This window comes from Microbulbifer maximicatervae (SeqCode) (assembly GCF_052467325.1).
Genome location: NZ_CP174310.1, coordinates 2735116 through 2755664, shown reverse-complemented (window position 1 = coordinate 2755664; position 20549 = coordinate 2735116). Strand labels below are relative to the sequence as shown.

The following is a 20549-nucleotide window of genomic DNA, read 5'->3' as shown; positions in this document are numbered from 1 at the left end:
GGAGACGGCAGCAATAAGTTGTCGCGCGCCGGGGGGATTATGTTTCAGTGCAAAGCGCGTTGGGGAGTGGCCCTGGCGGTCCTGATATTAGCGGCCTGTAGTGGCCCGCAGCCAAAACCACAGAAAACCGAAAACACAAAGCAGCCGGACTTTAATAGCATCAAGGATAGTGGCCCTGCTGCTCCGGTAAATATGCAAGCAGCCCCTGAACCGATCCCTGTCCGCGAGCCGATCGGCGACGCCGGCAATAAATCCCCTTATAAGGTCAACGGTGTCACGTATCGTGTACGCAATGACGTCAAGGGTTATAAAGAGGTGGGGCAGGCTTCCTGGTATGGAACAAAATTCCACGGCCGACGCACTGCAAATGGCGAGGTCTACAATATGTATGCCATGTCTGCTGCCCATAAAACGCTACCACTGCCCAGCTATGCCAAGGTCACCAATCTCGACAATGGCCGCAGTATTATCGTGCGGGTAAACGATCGGGGGCCCTTTGTACACGGGCGCATCATCGACCTCAGTTATACTGCTGCGCAAAAGCTCGGATACATTGATAAAGGCATTGCTCGGGTTGAGGTAGAGGCTCTGGACCCGGCCGCGTTGCCGGCGGCCAATGAAGTGCTGGCCAATAGTGATGGCACCGCTGGTTTGGCGGAAGATACGACTATCAAGTTACCCGACAATACCTATTTGCAAGTTGGTGCTTATAGCAGTTCCGCGCAGGCTCAGGAAATTCGCACCCAATTGGCAGCGGCCATTGACTATCCTGTTGCTGTTAGTTCTGTTCAGAGTGGCGGCAAGACTTATTATCGAGTTCGAATTGGCCCACTCACCCAGCAGAGAGCTTTGGCAACAGCGCGGGAAACTGTTGAGCAAAAGCAATTTGGACAGCCACAAGTAGTTTACGAATAGTGTTGTGGGCTTTTGGGTATCAATAGGGAAGGGTGATATCTGCCTTAAATGATTGTGACTGATGCTATCGGTGGCAGTCATTTGAATACCCGTTCACAAAATAGTGCGCATTGACGCGTTTTTTCTTGTATTTTGTAATTTTGTAATGATAGGCGGCGTTTGGTGACAAGCTCTAGTGCCGCTGATTAACCTTGTAGATTTCGTTGCAGGTTAAGCCAACGAAAACGAGGAATGACGAGACATATACCTATGATCACACGGATTATCGCCTGTTCTTTCCTGTTGTTATGTGCGGGCCTGGCCCAGGCGCAATCTCTTATCCCTGCACCGCCTCAATTGGCGGCAAAGTCTTACCTGCTCTTAGATGCCAATACCGGTCAGGTCCTGGTTGAGCACGAGGCGGATACTCCGGTACCGCCGGCAAGCCTAACCAAGATGATGACGGCCTATATCGTTTCTGAGGAGATCCTTAAGGGGAGCATCAAAGAAAACGATATGGTTCGTATCTCTGAAAAGGCCTGGCGCAAGGGTGGCTCCAAGATGTTTGTCAAAGTGGGTGACCAGGTGCCGGTTATCGACTTGATGCGCGGTGTGATTATTCAATCCGGTAACGATGCGAGTATTGCCCTTGCAGAACACGTCTCCGGTAGTGAAGAGGTCTTTGCCGAAGTTATGAACCAGCAGGCAGAGCTGCTGGGAATGGAAGATACTAACTTCGTCAACGCCACCGGCTGGCCTGCAGAGGGGCATGTAACGACTGCCCATGACCTGGGTGTACTGGCGCGCGCGCTGATAATGGACCACCCAGAGCATTACGATATTTATTCCGAGAAGTATTTCAGCTACTCCGGCATTAACCAGCCCAACCGCAATCGTTTGCTGTGGCGCGATTCCTCTGTAGATGGAATTAAGACCGGCCATACGGAAGAAGCAGGGTACTGCCTGGTAGCTTCTGCAATGAAGCGCGGCATGCGCCTGGTTGCTATTGTTGTCGGCACCGACAGTGATGAGAAACGCGCCTCTGAGACCCAAAAACTACTCGCCTACGGCTTCCGCTACTACCAAACCCACAAGGTCTATGGTCAGGGTGAAGAGCTGCAGACGGAGCGTGTCTGGGGTGGTAAAGAGCCCAGCGTGGGTATTGCCGTAGCTAAAGATGTTTTCGTTACCATCCCCCGTGGCGGTGAGGAAGGCATTAAGGCCGACCTGATTGTGGATGGTGAGCTGGAAGCGCCTGTGCAGAAGGGCCAGCCAGTGGGTAAAGTTGTTGTGACCCTGGATGGTGAGACTGTCGCCGATGTTAAAGCCGTTGCTGCTGAAGATGTGGAGCGTGCCGGTTTCTTCAAGCGCATGTGGGACTCTATCAAGCGCTTTGTAATGGGCTTTTTTAGCTAATTGCTGATTTAGGGATGGGAATGGTTCCCATCCCTGTCCATCCCTCCCCACTCTCTGTCCACTTCCCCTTTTGCTCACTGTCCACTGCTGTTTAGCCGCTGTATAATCGCCGCCCGGCTGTGCCTAAGCTTTTCTCAATATCTAACAGCCCGGCCCCGGAGAGTGGTATGAGTCAAGATCCCAATCAAAAAGCCCCGAAAATTGAATTTCCCTGCGAAGACTACATGGTCAAGGTCGTGCGTGATGCCAATGATGAGGCGCACGAATTTGTACTGGATGTGATGCGTCGCCATGCCCCCGGCCTGGATGAAGAGCGCGTTACCTTGCGTGACAGTAGTACTGGTAAATTCACCTCAATGACTTTCTTTATCCTCGCCACTGGTGAGGAGCAGCTCAAAGCGTTATTTGAAGAACTGAAACAGCACCCCGCTGTGCATATGGTGCTCTGATGACCATTGTTCGCGATCTTGCGCGGCGAGATTATAAGAGTGTCTGGCAGGCCATGTCGCGCTATACCGATAGTCGCGATGGCGAAACTGCCGACGAGATCTGGTGTGTAGAGCACGAGCCGGTTTTCACCCAGGGGCAGGCAGGCAAAGCCGAGCACCTGCTGAATACTGGTGATATACCCGTGGTTCAGGTGGATCGTGGGGGACAGGTGACTTATCACGGCCCCGGCCAGTTGGTGGTGTACCCATTGCTGGACCTGCGCAGAGCAAAAATCGGCGTGCGTGATCTGGTCACTACCCTGGAGACTGCCACGGTGGCAATGTTGGAAACTTTTGGTGTTACAGCGGCACCCAGGACCGATGCGCCTGGGGTCTACCTCACTGAAGGCCCACGTGTGGGAAGTAAGATTGCCTCTATCGGATTGCGAGTTCGGCGGGGGTGCAGTTTCCACGGTATTGCCATCAATATCGATATGGATCTGGCTCCATTCCTGCGGATCAACCCCTGTGGCTACGCGGGGATGCAGATGGTGCAGATGGCTGAAATATTGGAACCAACCCCGAGTTGGAGCCAGGTCGCCGAGATTTTTGTACGCGAGCTGCTCCACACTCTTCAGTTGCCCGACGCCCAGTGGCAACCCATTGATGAAAAAGTATTTGCGCAGCTGAGCGCAGAACAGCAGGAATTAAGTAATGGCTGATAAACCCGACCTGGTGCCCGTTAAGCGCACTCGCCGCCTCCAGCAGGGGGAGAAACTTCGCGATGGCGATAAGGTAGAGCGTATCCCGGTGAAGGTAATTGCCAGCGATAACCTACTGCGTAAGCCTGACTGGATTCGCGTAAAGGTTCCCGCTTCAAAAGAAGTGGATCGCATCAAAAATATTCTCCGCTCACAAAAACTGTCAACGGTTTGTGAAGAGGCGAGCTGCCCTAATTTGGGAGAGTGCTTTAGTGGCGGTACCGCGACATTTATGATCATGGGTGAAATCTGTACCCGTCGCTGTCCTTTCTGCGACGTGGGCCACGGTAAGCCCAATCCACTGGACCCGGAAGAGCCTAAGAACCTGGCGGATGCCATTGCTGCAATGAGTTTGCGCTATGTGGTAATCACCTCTGTTGACCGGGATGACTTGCGCGATGGTGGCGCCGAGCATTTTGCCAATTGTATTCGTGAATCGAGAGCGCAATCCCCGAACCTGCAAGTGGAAATTCTCACTCCGGATTTCCGAGGCCGTATGGATGTAGCGCTGGACATTCTGGAGAAAGAAGCTCCGGATGTGTTTAACCACAATTTGGAAACTGTGCCACGCCTGTATAAAGAGTCTCGTCCCGGTGCTAATTACAAGTGGTCTTTAAAGCTGCTACAGGAATACAAAAAGCGCCGCCCTGACGTACTGACCAAGTCCGGGTTGATGGTTGGCCTGGGTGAGGAGAAAGAGGAAATTTTCCAGGTAATGGACGATATGCGCGAGCATGATATCGATATGCTTACGATCGGCCAGTATCTGCAACCGAGTAAAGAACACTTGCCGGTACAACGCTACGTCCATCCGGATGAGTTTGAAGAGTATCGCCGCTACGCCGAGCAAATCGGCTTTAAGCACGCGGCCTGTGGTCCCTTGGTACGCTCCTCTTATCACGCTGATAAGCAGGCCCACGGGGAGAAAGTGGGCTAACATAAGTTCAGAGTGGGGGAGTGGAATTTCATTTTCCTCTCCCTGTTTATTCTTTTGCTACTCTTCTACGAGAGTTCACTTTCTTTTTATCAGCTATTGGCAGTTAGTCGGTATAGCAGTGAGTTTATTTTCTTGATAAAGCGGATTAACTTTAGATCGCTTAATTGTCGAGATAAATATTTCTGAGATACGTAAAAGTTAATTGTTTCATTTCTAATATAGTGCTGTTTTAAGAAATCTCCATTTTCTATCTGGGGGCTTTTATAGTGCCTGTTGATGAGGCTTCTCCGTGATCTGACCTTGGACCTTTAAATTAAAAGGTTTAATAGTGGCTGTCTGTATATAGAATAATAATCTTTGACGGAAACATGTATTTAATGACCAGAGGCTTTTGTTGGTTGCGTGATAGGTTTCTGAATTGAATGTGGTTGTTTTTGATCAAACTCCAGTAGAAATAAAATTAATGTTTGTAAATACGAATTGCTCTCTGATTGGAGCAGCAATTTTAATTTGTGCCAACATCAACGTTTTTTACTAACGTACTTTGGGCTCTCTATTGGCCTAGCAAATTAAACTCTACTAGTAAGCATACTTTTGTTAGATCTTATGTCCCAATTAGAAGCTAGAAGCCCCTCTGTATGTGACTAACCGTCCGAGCTTTCTATGCGATAACAGTAATTGCACTAATAGGCGATCTTCAGTAACTTTAGATAAAACAATAACTGTCAGAGATTCTGCCTTTTTAGGTGTCTCATCTGCCATATTCAATGGGCTGATCTAGCCAAGCTAGGCAAAAGTCGTTATTTAATTACTTTAGTGCTAAGCAACCTTGGTAATTTTGTCTACGGTATGCTGCATATTGGTGCAGTCTACCCGGACATATAACGTTATCCATAATTAAAAAAACACAATAATCAGAGAGGACTAGCGATGACCCCAGAAGAAAAGTACGAGAAGGTGAAAGACCTGCAACCCTTGGAGATTCTTTACCGGAGGGAGGCTCAGCAGGCTGAAACCGTTTTTCTTCGCCAAATGCAGCAGCGCCAATGGAGAGATTATACTTGGGGTGAGGTAATGGATCGGGCTCGGAGGATCGCTGGCTATTTACGCAGCAAGTACGAGCCCGGTGATCGCATCGCTATTCACGGTAAGAACTGTGCGGACTGGATCATTGTGGACGTGGGTATCATGTTGGCGGGAATGATCAGCGTGCCACTTTACCCGGGCCAATCTGTCTCCTCGATGACCTATGTATTACAGCACTCAGAATCGAAGATGCTTTTTTGTGGTGCCACTGACAATAATGCTGCTCTGCAGGAAGTCGCTGATATGCTGCCTTCCGTCGCTATCCAGCGCTGTGAAATCCGTTGTGATCAGGACCTGGAAACCTTAATCAAAGATAGTGAGCGCTATGAGGAAAAACCAGTATTCGGTCTGGATGATATTTTCACGATCATGTATACCTCTGGAACTACCGGCAATCCAAAAGGCGTTATGCATAGCTGGTCTTCAGTGGTCTTTGTCTCTCCGAATATGATCCGCGGTTATGGAATGGATGAGAATGATCGCGTTCTTTCCTATTTGCCTCTAGCCCATGCCGCAGAGCGAATACTGGTTGAATTCCATTGCTTATATTCGGGTACACCAATTCACTTCCCAGAATCCCTGGATACTTTCCTTGAGGATTTAAAGCGCACGCGTCCAACGATGTTCTTCTCGGTTCCCCGGCTCTGGACCAAGTTTAAAGAGGGGATTGACGAGAAAATTCCGCCGTCACTGCAAGAGGTGTTACTGCGCATTCCGGGAATTAATACCTGGCTGAGAAAGAAAGTTCGCAATGGCTTAGGGCTGGATGATGCCGAAATATTGGTTAGTGGTGCATCCCCTATTTCCATTGAATTGCTTCGTTGGTACCACCGCATGGGGATGAAGGTAGCGGATGGTTATGGAATGACTGAGAACTTTATTTATGGTTGTTTTGCACCGCCGGGAGAGGACCCGGTGCCGGGAACGGTTGGTAAGCCTTATCATGGATGTGAAGTCAAAATTTCTGAAGATGGGGAGATACTTTTCAAGAGTGACTCCTTGATGAAAGGGTACTATCTAGAGCCTGAAAAAACAGCGGAGGTAATAAGGGATGGTTATTACCACACAGGCGATTCAGGTTTTATTGATGCAGACGGCCTAGTTCATATTACCGGTCGAATTTCAGAGACCTTTAAAACCAGTAAAGGAAAATTCATTCAGCCTAGTCGTCTCGAAGGTTATTTTGGTAATGAGACATCATTGGCTCAGCTGTGTGTACTTGGGCATGGCATGGATCAGCCTGTGATGTTGGTGACTATTTCTGAGTCTGCTGAAAAATTAGCGCGTGAGGAGGTAAATGAGCATTTACAGAAGCTGCTTGCCTCCGTGAATGATAAATTGCCGCAGCATGAGAGAATTAAGACCATCTTTATTACCAAGGAAGAATGGACGCCCCTCAATGAGTTCTTGACGCCGACATTGAAAATTAAGCGAAAGGTGCTTGAGGCTCATTATCAGCCCTTATTTAAACAGCATGTGGATACCTTAGGGGTGGTGTGGGAGCCTCGTACTTCAGTTGGAGTGGATTCAAAAGAGGCTTCACTTGAGCCTGTAAGTTAACAAATCGAGTAGAAATAAAAAGCCCGGCGAGTTTTAAGTCGGGCTTTTTATTGAGTTATTAATAGTCTAATTAATGGGTGTAACTCTGGCAGTGTTGGGAATTTCCTCTCAATCCAATTTGAATACTTTCTGCTGAGCACTCGAAGTCATCATTAAATTTGCAATCTTCCATTTTGCAGGCGCCGACACCGGCGGTGCGAGAGCTGCTTGAGTGGCGAGAATTTGTGAAGAAAGTATCACAGTCGGGATCTGCGCCATCACCAATGGTAATTGCTCTGGCGTGGCAGGCATCGTTGGCATTATAAGCGCATTGGCTGGCAGCACATTGACTGACTTCTGGCATATCTGTTGCGATAATCATGGCAGTCCTCTCCTTAATAGTAAGTTGGAGACTAGCTCAGCATACTTACATGTCAATGGAAAACCATATGATCTGTAGGGAATTTTTACTTTCAGTATTGAGCTGCAGTATTTGTTGCTAAATGTTTTTTAGAATCTGATTTATATTGCAGAAAGTTATTTAGTTTGACGCTTCTTTTTGCCAGGTCATTAATAATAATTCTTTAGTCTCACCCGGTAAGGCAACATTTGACTCGCAGTTCAAGCCAAGCTTTTCTAGTAGTCGAATAGATGGTGTATTTTCTGGCTGTGTAATAGCAAGGATTCGCTGAAATCCCAACTTCTTCTTGGCATATGCCATTACGGCTTGCGCGGACTCTAGAGCAAAGCCCCGGCCACGGTAATCGGGCAAAAAGGCAAAGCCGATATCCACTCCATCGAGTCCATCCCGTTTAACCAATCCGCAGATACCTATTGCTGTGCCATCTTTCAAAGATACTTTGTACATACCAAAGCCGTGCTCGCGATACATGGCGATAGGGCCGTTTAGAATATAGTGACGAGCTTCAACCTCAGTGCGAACTCCGCGATCGCCAATATTCTGCAAGAAGTCAGAGTCGTTAAGTAATGCCAGCATTAACATAGTATCTCGATCTTCATTTAACTCTTGAATAACCAAGCTGGAAGTTTCCAATTTGAGCATTTGATGATCTCTATTTCTGTTGGATTAAATCGGGTGAGGCCGAGGTGCGTCAATTACTGGAGGTGAGAAGTAGGGAGGGGGATGTGCCCCCGGTTGGGGGCACAGTTACCACTTAGAAGCGGTAGGTCAAATTAACGGATGCAGATTCAGTTGTTGGACGGGAGGCAACAGTTGCACTTACGGCAATGGTGTCAGCCGCTTGCCAGCGAATACCAGCAATCATACCCATACCGCCGTTGAAGATACCTTCGTCAACACTGGCGTAGCTTGGCATCGCATTCATGTTGCCTTCCATGGATTTAACGCCCACTTCGATAGTGTCTTCTTCGGTACCATTGGAATCTTCGTACCAAATTTCTGCGTAGGCATTGATGTTATCCCAGCTCTTATTGGTGAAAGCACCAAAACGCATATTTCTCAAGCGGCGATCCTGATCGCCATAGTTCATACCCAGGGGATCGAGCTCGTTGCCACTCAGGTCGGTGTAGGTGAACCCTTCAATAGCATCTTCGGTATAGCCATCTACATCAGTGGTCACTCTGGTGAAGCTCACAAAGGGCCCAAACTGGAAGCTTTCGCTGCTGAGCAGGTTGGCACCCGCGGTAATGCCCAGAGATAGGTTTTCACCAGAGGTGCTACCGGTCAAGTCACCATTGTAAGTATCACCCAGGGAGATAGAGCGGCTAACCTCGTCATAGTCCACATCAGTCAAGGTCGCATTGGTTTCGACAAAGAAGATGTCGTAGTGCATGCGACCGAATACGCTGTAGTTGGTAGAAGTCGATTCGATAGCCAGTTGTGAGTTGTCCACATCAATATTGGAGCGACTCACGGCAAAACCGATCTCAGCGTTATCGCGCAAAGCAAAGGTCATACCGAGGACATTCGAATAACCATCACCTCTGACATTGGCGGTGTAGTCAGTGTCGTAGTCAATGTTGCCGAGGGAGCTACCAGCGAAAACGCCAGTCTGAGCAGAGCGATAACGAACACTCGCCAGACTCTCGTCCAGGCTATTGGTGTGGCTACGACCAGCTTGTATAGCGATATCCGGCAGTTGGCCGGCAACCTGGGCTGCATTTACGATAGCGGTGTAGTAGTCGGCAAGAACTTCCTGGCCAACTTGAGTTGGGTGCACGCTGTCATTGAAAATCAGCTGGTCCGCATCGGGGTCGGAGCCATCAATGCCGTATACTGGGTGCTCAATGCAGTCGTTGCCGCTGTCATCGTAGCAGTATTGGCTTTGATCAACATCGCCGGCCAAGCCCAGTAGTTCCGCATTATTCAGTGCGACTTTCAGTAAGCCCGCCTGGTCTACCATCAGCACGCCATCAATATCCTTGGCCTTGCTCAATAGATCAGAGTTAAAGCTTTCAGAAGCTGCGCTGGCTTCCAGTAAAATGCTGTCGATAGCTGCAGTTAACTCGGCAGTGGCTTCATCTTCAGTCATCAATCCAGCTGCAACAGCAGCTTCTAGTGTCGCTGCATCATCGCTGGAGTAAACCGCTTCATAAGCGGCAGCATAAACCCCTGGGGTTTTGCTGATATCCGGTACATTGGAAACCAAAATATAGTTGGCGCCAGCGTCAGATAGGGCTCCAGCTGCACTCGCCAGCATGGTAGATGCGAGGGAGAGATCTTCAGTTACTTCGTCGATAGTAGATGTGCCAGCGACGACATTGGCAAAGCCATTAAGCAGGTCATTACCGCCGCCATTTACCCAGTAGAGCGCATTGTGATCGGTGCTTCCCAGGGTGCTTTCCAGGTAGCCCAGGCCCAGAGGGTGCGGGTTACCGGTTGTGCCTGAGTCGGCGATGATAGTTGCAGGAGCTGCATCGATCTGAGCCTGAACAGCCTCCGCCTGGGCAGTGTAATAAGCGGCAGTGTCACTATCGCCGGCAGCTTCATATTGTTCAGCAGCTGCGGTTAACTCTGCAACAATAGAAGGCCCTTGAAGTATCAGTGCCAGCTGGGTCAGGTCCGCGTACATTTCTGTATCGGTTTCGCGGGTTGGATCTGGGAGTAGCGCGCTGGCAAAGTTATGAATGCTGGAGTCATAAGTCAGGCCGTTGGCACTCAGGTACTCATAGTAATTTTCAGTACCAATTACATTCAGTAGGACATCTGCTGCTCTGTGGCCGCCAACGGCCCAGCCGTTACCAGAGTTGGAGAAAGCTTCCAATACTTGTACTTCAGCTTCCGCCAGCAGTTCTTCTGTTGTCATGCTGGTATCGGTCAGATCGATATTGGGCAGGCAAAGAGTTAAATCTGCACAGGAGGGAGTTACTTCACCCAGACCTAAGTTCTGCGACAAGATGCTGATTGCAACTTCACGGTCGTCGCCGCCATTAGTGAATACATCGTAGTTGCCGACATCGGTCAGGCTGTCACCAAAGGCGATAACCTGGGAAAAGGCTGTGTCTTCGGCAAAAGCCGCAGAGCTTGTCATTGTTGCGAGTGCAATGGCCGCTGCGAGGCTACGCTTGGCGTTATGCATGGTTTTCTCCTTGTCGCGGTAATCTCACACCCGCTGAGACATCGGGAGCAGTCCAGAGGAAACTACAGGGCGAGAGTCTTTATTGTTCTTTGCTCCAATACTTCAAAGGAGCTAGGCAATGTTAGCGGATTTGACTGAAACTTTGAAATAAGTCACAAGTAATTTCGCATGTTTTAGCCGGCCTTTACGGACGTTTTAATAGCTTTTATTCGGCTGACGCAATATTACTTAATACAGGTTTCCTGGTAAATGAGGTTTACCCCTTGATACTCTCACTTTATAGAAAGTATTTTTTTGTAAATTGATTTCTGTCAATGGCGAATTGTATCTGTGTAGCGGGGCTGGTTAATAGCTGCACTATTTGGGCAAAATTGTCATTGGTTTTTGCATTTTTAGTAAAATGAAGTAGCTCGGGTTTTGGATATTTATGGTTTTTAAAAAAAGTGGGGTATCAATTTCTCAAGATGAGATTGAGCTGAGTGCGATACGTGCTCAAGGCGCCGGCGGCCAGAATGTAAATAAAGTTTCCAGTGCAATTCATCTGCGCTTTGACATTAAGGCTTCTTCCCTTCCGCAGTTGATTAAGGAAGGCCTTTTAAAGTTAAAAGACCGTAGGATTTCCTCTGATGGAGTGGTGGTCATCAAGGCGCAGAGGTTTCGCACTCAGGAAAAAAACCGTGCTGATGCCTTGGAGCGGTTGCAGGAGTTGGTGGATAAAGCCGCATTTAAGCCTAAGTTTCGCGTGGCGACCAAGCCTAGTCGTGGCGCCAAAGAGCGTCGTCTACAAGCAAAAAACCACCGCTCCCAGGTAAAATCAATGAGAGGCAGGGTAAAAGACCAGCATTGATCAGAGGTTTTCTTTGAGGGGGAGAGCTATTTTTTTGATTATTTGGTTCTTTGGTACAATTTTTTGACCGACCATCAAAGGCCAACAAATTTTGTTTCATCCTGCCATTTGTAAAAATAATTTATTTTCTGCATTTTGTGCCAACCGGTATCATTAGGTTCTTGAAGCAATTGTGGCTGGTTGGTGGTAGCTGGCAGGGGTAAATGGAAGTGGGATGAATCTCTGCAGATTTAAATGTCCACAGAGATTTATGGTTGAGGAACTATTAGTAAGGAGAGTGGGCTAGAACTTTCTGATATGTCGCTTCCCGTTGCATTAGCTCGAATTGCAAGTCTGTGATTTCCATACCCAGCTCTGAATGCTTAACCTTTAAACGAGTAATATCGGCAAGAAGTGTCACCCGTTCAGAGTTGTCGATCGTCTCATCCATCAATAGCGAACCAATTTCTGTCATGTCATCAAGAATGTGCTCTCTTTGCAATTCCAGGTCATGAATTGTAGACACAAGTTCCTCGACGGCTGCTTTGGCAAGAAAAATATCCTGGCCGGAGTTGTACCCCTTCAGGAATAACCCCTCGAGATCTGCAGGGCAAACACCGTTGTAGTTGTTGCCAGAGCGCCCCTGGTCGAACCCGCGCAGTTCGGTACAAAAAAGCTCAAGCCCTTCACCCCGCCCATTGCGGTATGCCTCTGTTTTGACTGATATTCCATACTTTGCACAAGACTCGCGGCGCGCTCCCAAGTAAGAAAGGTCCCGGCCAGCTGCACCATCTTCATATCCGATTGCCTGCCAGTCCGCGACATAGCATTCGTCTTTACTCATTGTGGCACATCCTGAAATCAACGACGCAAAAAGAAAGCAGAGGGCAGTTGTAGAAGTCAATTTCACAGCGGTTTTCCATGTCGGTGATTTCGCTATAGCTTAATTCCCAAATCCTGTCTGGAAGCTGAAGATATAGGATAGTGTGAAATCATTTCACTAAGTCTTTTCGCGGGGGTGCTCTAGTAATTATCTATTGGCGACTAGTCTGATGGTGTCAGCTAATCAGTAATTGAGAGTCCTTGTCGATGAGCGATTTTGTTGGGATGACAGCCCTTGAAATGTTGCGGGGATATAGAGCGAAATCATTTTCGCCAGTTGAGGTTGCCCAAGAATTGCTCAGCCAAATTGAACGTCTAAATAGACATGTCAATGCTTTTTGCTTAATTGACTGCGAGACGAGTCTCGCCTACGCGCGTGAATCTGAGCGACGTTATATGTCCGGTGCCGTAAAAGGGATGCTCGACGGGGTGCCAGTAGCAATAAAGGATGTTTTCTATACACCCATGTGGCCGACAGTTTTTGGTTCCCAAACTATTGATCCAGAAACGACGCTAGGGTGTACGGCCCCTAGTATTGCAGCATTACAGCGCCACGGTTATACGCCAATAGGGAAAACCACGACACCGGAATTTGGGTGGAAAGCGGTTACAGATAATGCCATTGATGGTATCACGAGAAACCCATGGGACAGGGATAAGACTTCAGGTGGCTCAAGTGGCGGGGCTGCTGTATCCGTATCATTGGGGCTGAGTCCCTTGGCGTTGGGAGTCGATGGTGGTGGATCTATCCGGATTCCAGCGAGCTTCTGTGGGGTTGTTGGATTTAAACCTAGTTTTGGGCAGATTCCCCATTGGCCTTTGGGGGCTTTCTCCTCTCTGGCGCAGGTGGGACCCTTGGCTTCGACTGTGCAGGATTGTGCGCTGTTGATGAATGTCATCAGTGAACCGGATCATCGGGATATCCGTGCAATACCTCGACGTGAAATAGATTTCCTTGCTGTCACTGGGGAGGGGGAGTTTGATGGCATAAAAGAGTTACGTATTGCCTATAGTCCCAGTCTTGGCTATGTCGAACCCGACCCTATAGTTGAGCGTAGAGTTTCTGACAGTGTCATGCTGTTCCAAGAAATGGGTGCCGACGTTGTAGAAGTTGCCCCCAGTATTGATGACTCAAGTGCAGTTTTTGGGTGCCTGTTTAGTGCGGGTATCGGGAGTACCCTGAGGGGGATGGATAGTGCAAGACGCCAGTTGGTGGAACCTCAGTTGCTGGAGGTTGCAGAGCAAGCAGACAGAATATCCTTAACCGGTTACCTCGATGTATTGAAGCGGCGAGATAACTTTGTTGAGCGATTGCAGGACTTTTTTCTGAGATATGATCTGTTGGTAACCCCGACTTTGCCTATTACAGCATTTGCTGCGGGTCTTAATATGCCGGATAAGGCCCCCGGTTCTCTTTGGTATTCCTGGACACCATATACGTATCCCTTCAATTTATCCGGTCATCCCGCAATATCGCTGAATTGTGGTTTCTCATCCAGTGGCCTGCCTATTGGCTTGCAAATCGTCGGTAGGAAATATGTCGATGAGATGGTTTTATGTGCGGCCGCTGCATTGCAAAGTCGGCAAGGGTTAAAATTGGTGCTTCCCGATTGGGTGAATTTTGTGTAAGTCACTGCCTTGAAAATAATCTCGTAGATCCAATTAAGATAAAGGGCTAAAAAACTCTTTAGTTCAGAAATTACTCCTAGTTCCATTTGCTATTAATAATCTTTTTATATTCTATGTTTTTTGTATATATGTGATCGACTTATAGTTTGTTGCGGCTCCTACGTTGAATTGTGCCAAATTGTTTTAGTATTTATTTGAATGTGCTAGCTTTTCCTTGCCGGGTTGATCAACCCGGTTTTGTTTGTTCTCTCTGCGCTTTTCAAAATTTGAATAATAAAAATATTTTTGGATTGTCTGTGGTTGTGTGTTGGTGAGGCGTGTCGTTCCATTCTCGATATTTTTTATATTATTTGAATATTATTGATATTCAAAACTGTTGTTTTGTGCAGGCTTCTTGCATGTGTATTTATTGCCTGCCTGTGTTTTTGAGATGTTTGGAATTCGCAGAGGGCTAACTCAATGTGGAGAAGATAATGAAAAAAATTATTAGTAGATCTTTGGTTGGGGTTCTTGCACTCCCCGGCGCTGTTGTGGCAGAAGAGCTGTGGATAACTATAGGTAGTGATGGCTATCAATCGTTAAAGAAAAACAGCAGCCTTGTTGCCAAGCAACCACTCACGATCCAAGGTGAGGAGCGTAATGGAGTTACTATCTTAAAGGTTGATGAAAGCAACCTTTCCGATATATCAACACTGATGCATATTAATCATAATCGCTGCGGTGGCTTTATGGTGCATGACTCACTGGAGGAGGCAGAAGCTGCACAGGTTTCATCGCTGACGACAACCATAAATAATTTGGTCACTTACTCTATTGATAATGCAGATGTGGTTAATGCCCTACAGGCAGAAATCTCAGAATCCAATATACGATCAACTATTGAAAGTTTGTCGAACTTTACTAATCGCTATTACACCACTTCAACCGGTGTAGATGGTGCTGAGTGGATAAGGGATGAATGGCAGGCACTAACGAATTCACGTAGTGATGCCTCTGTCGAACTTTATAACCACAGTTGGGCACAGCCTTCAGTAATTTTGACTATCGAAGGGCAAACAGATCCGGATGAGATTATTGTACTTGGGGCGCACCTGGATTCAACGGTCGGCTTTGGCACTGGTGAAGGTACAAGGGCGCCGGGGGCCGACGATGATGCTTCGGGTATCGCAACGCTGACAGATGTTATTAATGCAATTGTTAGTACAGGCTATAAACCGGATAAAACACTGGCATTTATGGGGTACGCTGCTGAGGAAGTGGGGCTAAGGGGGTCGGATGATATTGCCAGCGATTACAAGTCACAGAATAAGAATGTGATTGGTGCATTGCAGTTGGATATGACTAATTATTATGGTTCGAATAGTGATATCTACATTATTGGCGATTACACCGATAGCAGTCAGAATAGCTTCCTCGAAGACTTGGCTGAGACTTACCTGAGTGATCTTACTGTTGCAACAACGTATTGTGGTTATGCTTGTTCCGATCATGCATCCTGGTACAACCAAGGTTACCCTGTTTCATTCCCTTTTGAGGCGACTTTTAATGGCTCAAATCCTTATATCCACACTTCAAGTGACACCTTAGCCAATAGTGGTGGAGATGCCAGTCACGCAGTGAAGTTTGGAAAGCTTGCTGCGGCCTATGTCGCAGAGTTGGCCAAAGGTTATATAGGGGATGATCCTGGCCCGGATCCCGACCCGGATCCCGATCCAGACCCCGGTGAGGAACAAACAGAAACCTTTAGTGGTGATGTGGGCCGTGGTTCGGAGGATCACTATGGACCTCTCAGTGTAACGCCTGGTACAGACTTTATTGCAGACATGACAGGCACCAACGATGCCGACCTATATGTCCGTTTTGGTGCGGCACCTACTTGGCGCTATTACGATTGTCGTCCCTATGAAGGGGATAGTTCGGAAAACTGTTCTTTAACCGTGCCTAGTGGTGAGAGTGAAGCCTATTTTATGGTGCGGGGTTATAGTCGTCTGGGATCGGATTATGAGGTTGATGTTACATATACGCCTCAATAAACAGCGTTGATCTTGCATATTAAATTTTATGATTAAGTCTCTTGTAGTTAGCCGCATTTAAAACTTACTAAAAGTCACGTTTGACAGTTTTTGGTTTTTGTTAAACGTGTACTCCCTCCTTTGAAAAGAAATATCGCGTCATTAATTTTTTGATTTGTTGGATGTTGGGATTTAATCGCGTAAAAGATCTAACCGAGGTGTGCACTTACATCTGGCATGGATGCAAATTAACGAAATTTCAGTATGTGACTAGCTCCTGCACAGATTTTAGTTCTGGTGTGCATTGCTTCGAGTATCTGGTGGTTTTCTGCTTGACGTTAATAAAGATAAGAGAGGGTGGTGAATATGAAGTGTTACTTGTTAAGGCCTTTGTCGCTGGCGGTAGCAATTGCCATTTTTAACTCTGGTGCGTATGCCAGTGATGAGGAGCGGGAAGATTCCTCCAATACTGAGAATCAGACAATGGAAGAGGTAATAACCACTGGTACACGCAAAGAAGGTGTATCTCCTACCGAAACGCTCTCTCCTGTAGATGTTGTAGGTGGAGAGGAAATCGCCGATCAAGCGAGCTTTGATCTTACAGAGTCCCTGGCAAAAATTGCTCCTTCATTTAATACACAAAGATTTCCCATTGCCGATGGAACTGCTTTTATCCGCCCGGTAACTTTGCGTAACTTATCGCCAGATCAAACGCTGGTGTTGGTTAATGGAACCCGCCGACACCGTTCTGCACTAGTCAACTTACAGCTCGCCCCTTTGGGAACAGTCAATCAGGGAGCTCAGGCTGTGGATTTTTCGGCATTACCTTCTATGGCAATTGAGCGAGTTGAGGTTTTGCGCGATGGAGCTTCAGCGCAATATGGCTCTGATGCAATTGCTGGTGTCGTTAATATTATCCTGAAGGATGATTCTGAAGGGTTTAGTTTATCCGCACAGACAGGGGAGTATTTTGAGGGTGATGGGACTCGGATGAGCATTGCGGCAAATACAGGATTTGCCCTGGGGAACGCTGGATTTATTAACGGAACCATCGAATTTTCTCGTGCTGATAAAACCTGGCGCAGTGAAGCAAGGCCGGATGCGCAGTTTGTAGGGTCAGTTGTGGGGGGTAATCTAGTGCCTCTGGAAGGTTTGGGGCAGCGGTGGGGAGATCCTGATGTCGAGTCCCTAAAGTTTTTTGTAAATAGTGGATTAGAAATCTCGGATTCGGTAGAACTTTACGGAAACCTGGGTTATTCACAGAATGAGACAATTTCAGATTTCTTCTATCGCGGCCCGGTTCTCGATCCGGAATATCAATTTACCGCTAGGGGTACTCTGCAAGTAGATAGCCCAAATGATCCTTTGGACCCGGGCAGTATTGACTACACTCCCGATCCGGCGCCTCAATCCTTAGTGGACTCTATTTTAGCGCAGGGCCTTAACCCGTCTGATTATCTGGTAGAGGATTCATCCAGCGACAGCGGCTACGTATTGCGCAATCCGATTTATACCCAGTTCCCCGGTGGCTATAACCCTGAATTTGGTGCAGATATTTATGATATTGCCGCTGTTGTAGGAGCGCGTGGGGAATTTGCTAGTGGTCTCTCGTGGGATGTGCGTGGCCGCTTGGCAGAAAATGAAGTTGATTATGTTCTGAAGAATTCCATTAACCCAAGTTTGGGTATTCTGTCTCCTACTTCCTTTAAGCCGGGAACGCTCACGCAGGAAGAATCCAGTCTTAATGCAGACTTTGTCTATCCCATTGATGTTGTGGCTTTTGCCTCCCCACTAAATCTTGCGTTTGGGGCTGAGTGGCGCGAAGAGACCTATTCAATAGGCAGGGGAGATACTGCATCCACAGAGGTGGGCCCAACAGCCGCATATTTTGGTGTGGGCTCAGATGGTTTTCAGGGTTTCCCTGTAGAGGCGTTAGGCAGTTTCAGTAGTGAGAGCATTGCTGCTTATATCGATCTTGAAGCCAATGTGACTGATAAATTGACCTTGGGTGCTGCCCTACGATTGGAGGAATATGATGAATTTGGTTCGACGTCAGATTGGAAGTTATCGGCTCGATATGATGTGAATGAACAACTGGCACTGCGGGCAACAGTGAATACTGGTTTTAGAGCACCGACTCCTGGTCAGGTCAACACCTTGAACGTTACTACTACGACTGATTCCAGTGGCAATTTGATACCCAACGGTACCTACCCCGTAGCTCATCCAGTAGCGTCTGCGCTCGGAGCGGTTGAATTGGAGCCGGAAGAGTCCACCAGTTTTACATTGGGTGCAGTTTTTTCTCCAATGGATAATACCAGTATGACAATTGATTATTACAACATCGATATCGAAGATCGCTTGGCCTTGCGCAATAATGCCATTAGGAATGACGAAGTGCTTTTGTTGCAAAATGCCGGCATAGAGAATGCGGCACTTCTTAATGGCAGCAATGCAAATTACTTCGTTAATGCTTATGACTCGGAAGTGTCCGGTGTAGATCTGGCAATTACTAGTGATTTTGAGATTCTTGAGAGTTTATTGGTGGTGGACTTACGCCATAATCACAATCGCCAGGAAGTTACCAGTGTTGCGGCAAACACAATCAATGCCTCGCGAGTATTTGACCTAGAAAATCAAGTACCCAGCGATCGGACGACTTTAACCTTTGATATCGATACCGGTAGTTTATTTGAAGGGTACCTGCGTTTAAATCGATATAGTAGCTGGGAATCAACCGGTGGTCTGTTTGGCGCAGGAGACGCCAGTGATACTTATAGATATGGCAGCGAAATTCTCGTAGATATCGAAGCGACTTTTAACATTTATGAAAATTACAAATTGTCGCTGGGTGGTGAAAATATATTTGATGTAATGCCGGATGATGAGCAGGAACCAACGCTGCGATACCTTGGGGTGCGTCATGCCCTTACATCGCCGTTTGGATTTAATGGTGGTTATTGGTATGTACGTGCAAGCGCAGAGTTTTAGGCAGTCTATGTAGGAGTAAGGTATAAAGAGTCAGCCCGTTCCTTGCTCTAAGTAACAGCAGTAGCTCGGTAGGTAAACCGGGTTACTGTCTGGTCTTTATGTTTTTGGGGATTATCTTTGCTGAACCTTCAGCAATTCCCTATGTGCCAGTTTTTGTGAATTCAGCACGGGCATTAAAATCTAATACGATTTGGGGTTCATCGGTGAAAACCCCATCCACCCCTTGAGCTGCTAAAAGTACCAAATCGTTAGGGTCGTTGACAGTAAATACGTAGTTCTTAAGCCCGCGTTGTTTTGCATCAGCTATTAAATCTGCATTTATAAAATCCACGTTCGTATGTAATGAGTAGGCTTTTAAGGGGGAAGAGCAGGCTGCAAGATCGAGTGGAACACCGGAAATCAGCACTCCCCTTCTGACTTCTGGAGCTAATTGCAAGCACTGGAACAGCTGTCGGTGGTCGAAAGACGAGACGATATACTGCTCGTAGCTTGCGCCAGTATCCTGAGTAAAGGTGTGGATTTCATCTGCGAAAAGACCTGCACAGTTGGGTCCTTTAAGTTCGATATTGAGCAGGGCACTATTGCCTACAAGCTCCAGAACTTCCCGCAATGTGGGGATTTTATTTCCGCAAGGGAGAGATCTCTCCTTTAGGGCATCGGGGTGCATTTCGGTGATTAGCTCAGAGCCCGCTATAAGGCGCCCTAGACGTCGGTCGTGCTTTACTAGAAGCTGTCCACCAATATTCCATACATCAATTTCAATACCCCCTACGTTGAGTTCCAACGCATGCCCGATTGCCTGGAGAGTATTTTCACTGGCCCGCTGTTGATAACCCCGATGGGCGAAACAGAAGAGCGTAGCTGAAGTCATGGTTTATCAGTCCATTTTCACGGTTTGCTGTAGACTGCCCTTAAATTATTACGAGGTCACTAAAGCAACACCAAGGTTTCTGCCAAATACTGGTTAATTGGCATTAAAAATTTATTTTTATAGCTTTTGGGAAGATTTGCCAGTTTGGAAGCTTTGTTGTTATTCTCCAGCCAGGGCGCGATAACACCCCTGATGGAAAACCAAAGGTTCACCGCCAAAAGCAGAAAATTCGAGAACCTCACCTAAAAGTATCGTGTGGTCACCACCATCAATGCACTGTATCCGGCGACAATGGAAGTAGGCTGCACACTCTTCAAGACGGGGTATTCCATTGGGGCCTTCATACCAACTGACTTGTCCAAACTTGTCTGCCCCCCGACCGGCAAAGAGGTTGGAAACATGTTGTTGGTCTGCCCGCAGGATATGCACCGCAAAGTGCTCTCGAGTGGTAAATGCCTTATAGCCCATGGATTGCTTGTCTATGCTCCATAGAACCAGGGCGGGGTTCAGAGAGACGGAATTAAAGCTATTAGCTGTCATTCCAGCTGGTTGGCCGTTGGTATCCTGAGTGGTAATGACAGTCACACCGGTAGCAAAGTGGCCGAGGGTGTCCCGTAACAGCCGGCTTTGCTCGGGTGACGGGGAAATCGTACGGCTTTTCTCTGTCGTCATACTAAGGCTACTTGTACCAAAACTGTAAAGGGCGGCCATTTTAAG

16 protein-coding genes are annotated in these 20549 nt (G+C 47.5%); 10 read left to right on the top strand and 6 right to left on the bottom strand.

Translation table 11 applies throughout. From position 1 onward, the window contains the following. Positions 1–39 precede the first annotated feature (39 nt). The 6 genes from ACJJIE_RS12390 (at position 40) to ACJJIE_RS12365 (ending at position 7082) form a co-directional block, all read left to right on the top strand. Positions 40–915, top strand: a complete 876-nt coding sequence (locus tag ACJJIE_RS12390) for a septal ring lytic transglycosylase RlpA family protein (RefSeq protein WP_282931471.1) — start codon at positions 40–42, stop codon at positions 913–915. Between the two features lie 249 nt (positions 916–1164). Beyond that, positions 1165–2310, top strand: a complete 1146-nt coding sequence (locus tag ACJJIE_RS12385; RefSeq protein ID WP_282931472.1) for a D-alanyl-D-alanine carboxypeptidase family protein — start codon at positions 1165–1167, stop codon at positions 2308–2310. 167 nt (positions 2311–2477) lie between these two features. Then, on the top strand, positions 2478–2759 hold the full coding sequence (locus ACJJIE_RS12380; RefSeq protein ID WP_282931473.1) for an HP0495 family protein: 282 nt from the start codon (positions 2478–2480) through the stop codon (positions 2757–2759). Beyond that, positions 2759–3460, top strand: a complete 702-nt coding sequence (lipB, locus tag ACJJIE_RS12375) for a lipoyl(octanoyl) transferase LipB (protein WP_444891893.1) — start codon at positions 2759–2761, stop codon at positions 3458–3460. Before ACJJIE_RS12380 ends, lipB begins: the two co-directional genes overlap by 1 nt. After that, entirely contained in the window at positions 3453–4436 is a 984-nt protein-coding gene (lipA, locus tag ACJJIE_RS12370; protein WP_282931475.1) for a lipoyl synthase, read from the top strand. Before lipB ends, lipA begins: the two co-directional genes overlap by 8 nt. Positions 4437–5366: 930 nt before the next feature. Next, positions 5367–7082 carry an AMP-binding protein gene (locus tag ACJJIE_RS12365; protein WP_282931476.1) on the top strand — a complete coding sequence of 572 codons (1716 nt, stop codon included), beginning with the start codon at positions 5367–5369 and terminating at the stop codon, positions 7080–7082. A gap of 70 nt (positions 7083–7152) precedes the next feature. Here ACJJIE_RS12365 and ACJJIE_RS12360 read toward each other — a convergent pair whose 3' ends face one another. From ACJJIE_RS12360 to ACJJIE_RS12350, 3 genes are all read right to left on the bottom strand, one after another. Continuing rightward, complete coding sequence (locus tag ACJJIE_RS12360; RefSeq protein ID WP_444891892.1) at positions 7153–7443, bottom strand: DUF1540 domain-containing protein; 291 nt, start codon at positions 7441–7443, stop codon at positions 7153–7155. 159 nt (positions 7444–7602) lie between these two features. Next, positions 7603–8124 (bottom strand): GNAT family N-acetyltransferase, encoded by a 522-nt coding sequence (locus ACJJIE_RS12355; RefSeq protein WP_444891891.1) that lies wholly within the window; start codon positions 8122–8124, stop codon positions 7603–7605. A gap of 112 nt (positions 8125–8236) precedes the next feature. Next, complete coding sequence (locus tag ACJJIE_RS12350) at positions 8237–10621, bottom strand: autotransporter domain-containing protein (protein ID WP_444891890.1); 2385 nt, start codon at positions 10619–10621, stop codon at positions 8237–8239. Between the two features lie 427 nt (positions 10622–11048). Between ACJJIE_RS12350 and arfB the strand changes: the two genes are divergently transcribed. Then, positions 11049–11468, top strand: coding sequence for an alternative ribosome rescue aminoacyl-tRNA hydrolase ArfB (gene arfB / locus ACJJIE_RS12345; protein WP_444891889.1), 420 nt, complete (start codon positions 11049–11051; stop codon positions 11466–11468). A gap of 265 nt (positions 11469–11733) precedes the next feature. Here arfB and ACJJIE_RS12340 read toward each other — a convergent pair whose 3' ends face one another. Then, the gene (locus tag ACJJIE_RS12340) at positions 11734–12291 is read right to left on the bottom strand and encodes a DUF2799 domain-containing protein (RefSeq protein ID WP_282931481.1); all 558 of its coding nucleotides are present in this window, start codon (positions 12289–12291) and stop codon (positions 11734–11736) included. 245 nt (positions 12292–12536) lie between these two features. Between ACJJIE_RS12340 and ACJJIE_RS12335 the strand changes: the two genes are divergently transcribed. The 3 genes from ACJJIE_RS12335 to ACJJIE_RS12325 all read left to right on the top strand — a co-directional run bounded on the left by ACJJIE_RS12335 (position 12537) and on the right by ACJJIE_RS12325 (position 18961). Further along, positions 12537–13958: an amidase gene (locus ACJJIE_RS12335; RefSeq protein ID WP_444891888.1), complete on the top strand. Its 1422-nt coding sequence runs from the start codon at positions 12537–12539 to the stop codon at positions 13956–13958. Between the two features lie 473 nt (positions 13959–14431). Then, positions 14432–15991, top strand: a complete 1560-nt coding sequence (locus ACJJIE_RS12330; RefSeq protein ID WP_444891887.1) for a M20/M25/M40 family metallo-hydrolase — start codon at positions 14432–14434, stop codon at positions 15989–15991. 345 nt (positions 15992–16336) lie between these two features. Further along, a complete protein-coding gene (locus ACJJIE_RS12325; protein WP_444891886.1) occupies positions 16337–18961 on the top strand; it encodes a TonB-dependent receptor plug domain-containing protein in 2625 nt (874 codons plus the stop codon). Between the two features lie 139 nt (positions 18962–19100). Here the strand turns inward: ACJJIE_RS12325 and ACJJIE_RS12320 are convergent, their stop codons facing one another. Together ACJJIE_RS12320 and ACJJIE_RS12315 are read right to left on the bottom strand one after the other, a co-directional pair. Next, complete coding sequence (locus ACJJIE_RS12320; protein ID WP_444891885.1) at positions 19101–19832, bottom strand: glycerophosphodiester phosphodiesterase; 732 nt, start codon at positions 19830–19832, stop codon at positions 19101–19103. Positions 19833–19991: 159 nt separating this feature from the next. Further along, positions 19992–20504 carry a flavin reductase family protein gene (locus ACJJIE_RS12315; RefSeq protein WP_444891884.1) on the bottom strand — a complete coding sequence of 171 codons (513 nt, stop codon included), beginning with the start codon at positions 20502–20504 and terminating at the stop codon, positions 19992–19994. Positions 20505–20549: the final 45 nt, after the last annotated feature.

Excerpts from the sequence above, each read along its gene's own strand:
- ACJJIE_RS12390 (WP_282931471.1), top strand. The coding sequence starts at position 40 with ATGTTTCAGTGCAAAGCGCGTTGGGGAGTGGCCCTGGCGGTCCTGATA.
- ACJJIE_RS12385 (WP_282931472.1), top strand. The coding sequence starts at position 1,165 with ATGATCACACGGATTATCGCCTGTTCTTTCCTGTTGTTATGTGCGGGC.
- ACJJIE_RS12380 (WP_282931473.1), top strand. The coding sequence starts at position 2,478 with ATGAGTCAAGATCCCAATCAAAAAGCCCCGAAAATTGAATTTCCCTGC.
- lipB (WP_444891893.1), top strand. The coding sequence starts at position 2,759 with ATGACCATTGTTCGCGATCTTGCGCGGCGAGATTATAAGAGTGTCTGG.
- lipA (WP_282931475.1), top strand. The coding sequence starts at position 3,453 with ATGGCTGATAAACCCGACCTGGTGCCCGTTAAGCGCACTCGCCGCCTC.
- ACJJIE_RS12365 (WP_282931476.1), top strand. The coding sequence starts at position 5,367 with ATGACCCCAGAAGAAAAGTACGAGAAGGTGAAAGACCTGCAACCCTTG.
- ACJJIE_RS12360 (WP_444891892.1), bottom strand. The coding sequence starts at position 7,443 with ATGATTATCGCAACAGATATGCCAGAAGTCAGTCAATGTGCTGCCAGC.
- ACJJIE_RS12355 (WP_444891891.1), bottom strand. The coding sequence starts at position 8,124 with ATGCTCAAATTGGAAACTTCCAGCTTGGTTATTCAAGAGTTAAATGAA.
- ACJJIE_RS12350 (WP_444891890.1), bottom strand. The coding sequence starts at position 10,621 with ATGCATAACGCCAAGCGTAGCCTCGCAGCGGCCATTGCACTCGCAACA.
- arfB (WP_444891889.1), top strand. The coding sequence starts at position 11,049 with ATGGTTTTTAAAAAAAGTGGGGTATCAATTTCTCAAGATGAGATTGAG.
- ACJJIE_RS12340 (WP_282931481.1), bottom strand. The coding sequence starts at position 12,291 with ATGAGTAAAGACGAATGCTATGTCGCGGACTGGCAGGCAATCGGATAT.
- ACJJIE_RS12335 (WP_444891888.1), top strand. The coding sequence starts at position 12,537 with ATGAGCGATTTTGTTGGGATGACAGCCCTTGAAATGTTGCGGGGATAT.
- ACJJIE_RS12330 (WP_444891887.1), top strand. The coding sequence starts at position 14,432 with ATGAAAAAAATTATTAGTAGATCTTTGGTTGGGGTTCTTGCACTCCCC.
- ACJJIE_RS12325 (WP_444891886.1), top strand. The coding sequence starts at position 16,337 with ATGAAGTGTTACTTGTTAAGGCCTTTGTCGCTGGCGGTAGCAATTGCC.
- ACJJIE_RS12320 (WP_444891885.1), bottom strand. The coding sequence starts at position 19,832 with ATGACTTCAGCTACGCTCTTCTGTTTCGCCCATCGGGGTTATCAACAG.
- ACJJIE_RS12315 (WP_444891884.1), bottom strand. The coding sequence starts at position 20,504 with ATGACGACAGAGAAAAGCCGTACGATTTCCCCGTCACCCGAGCAAAGC.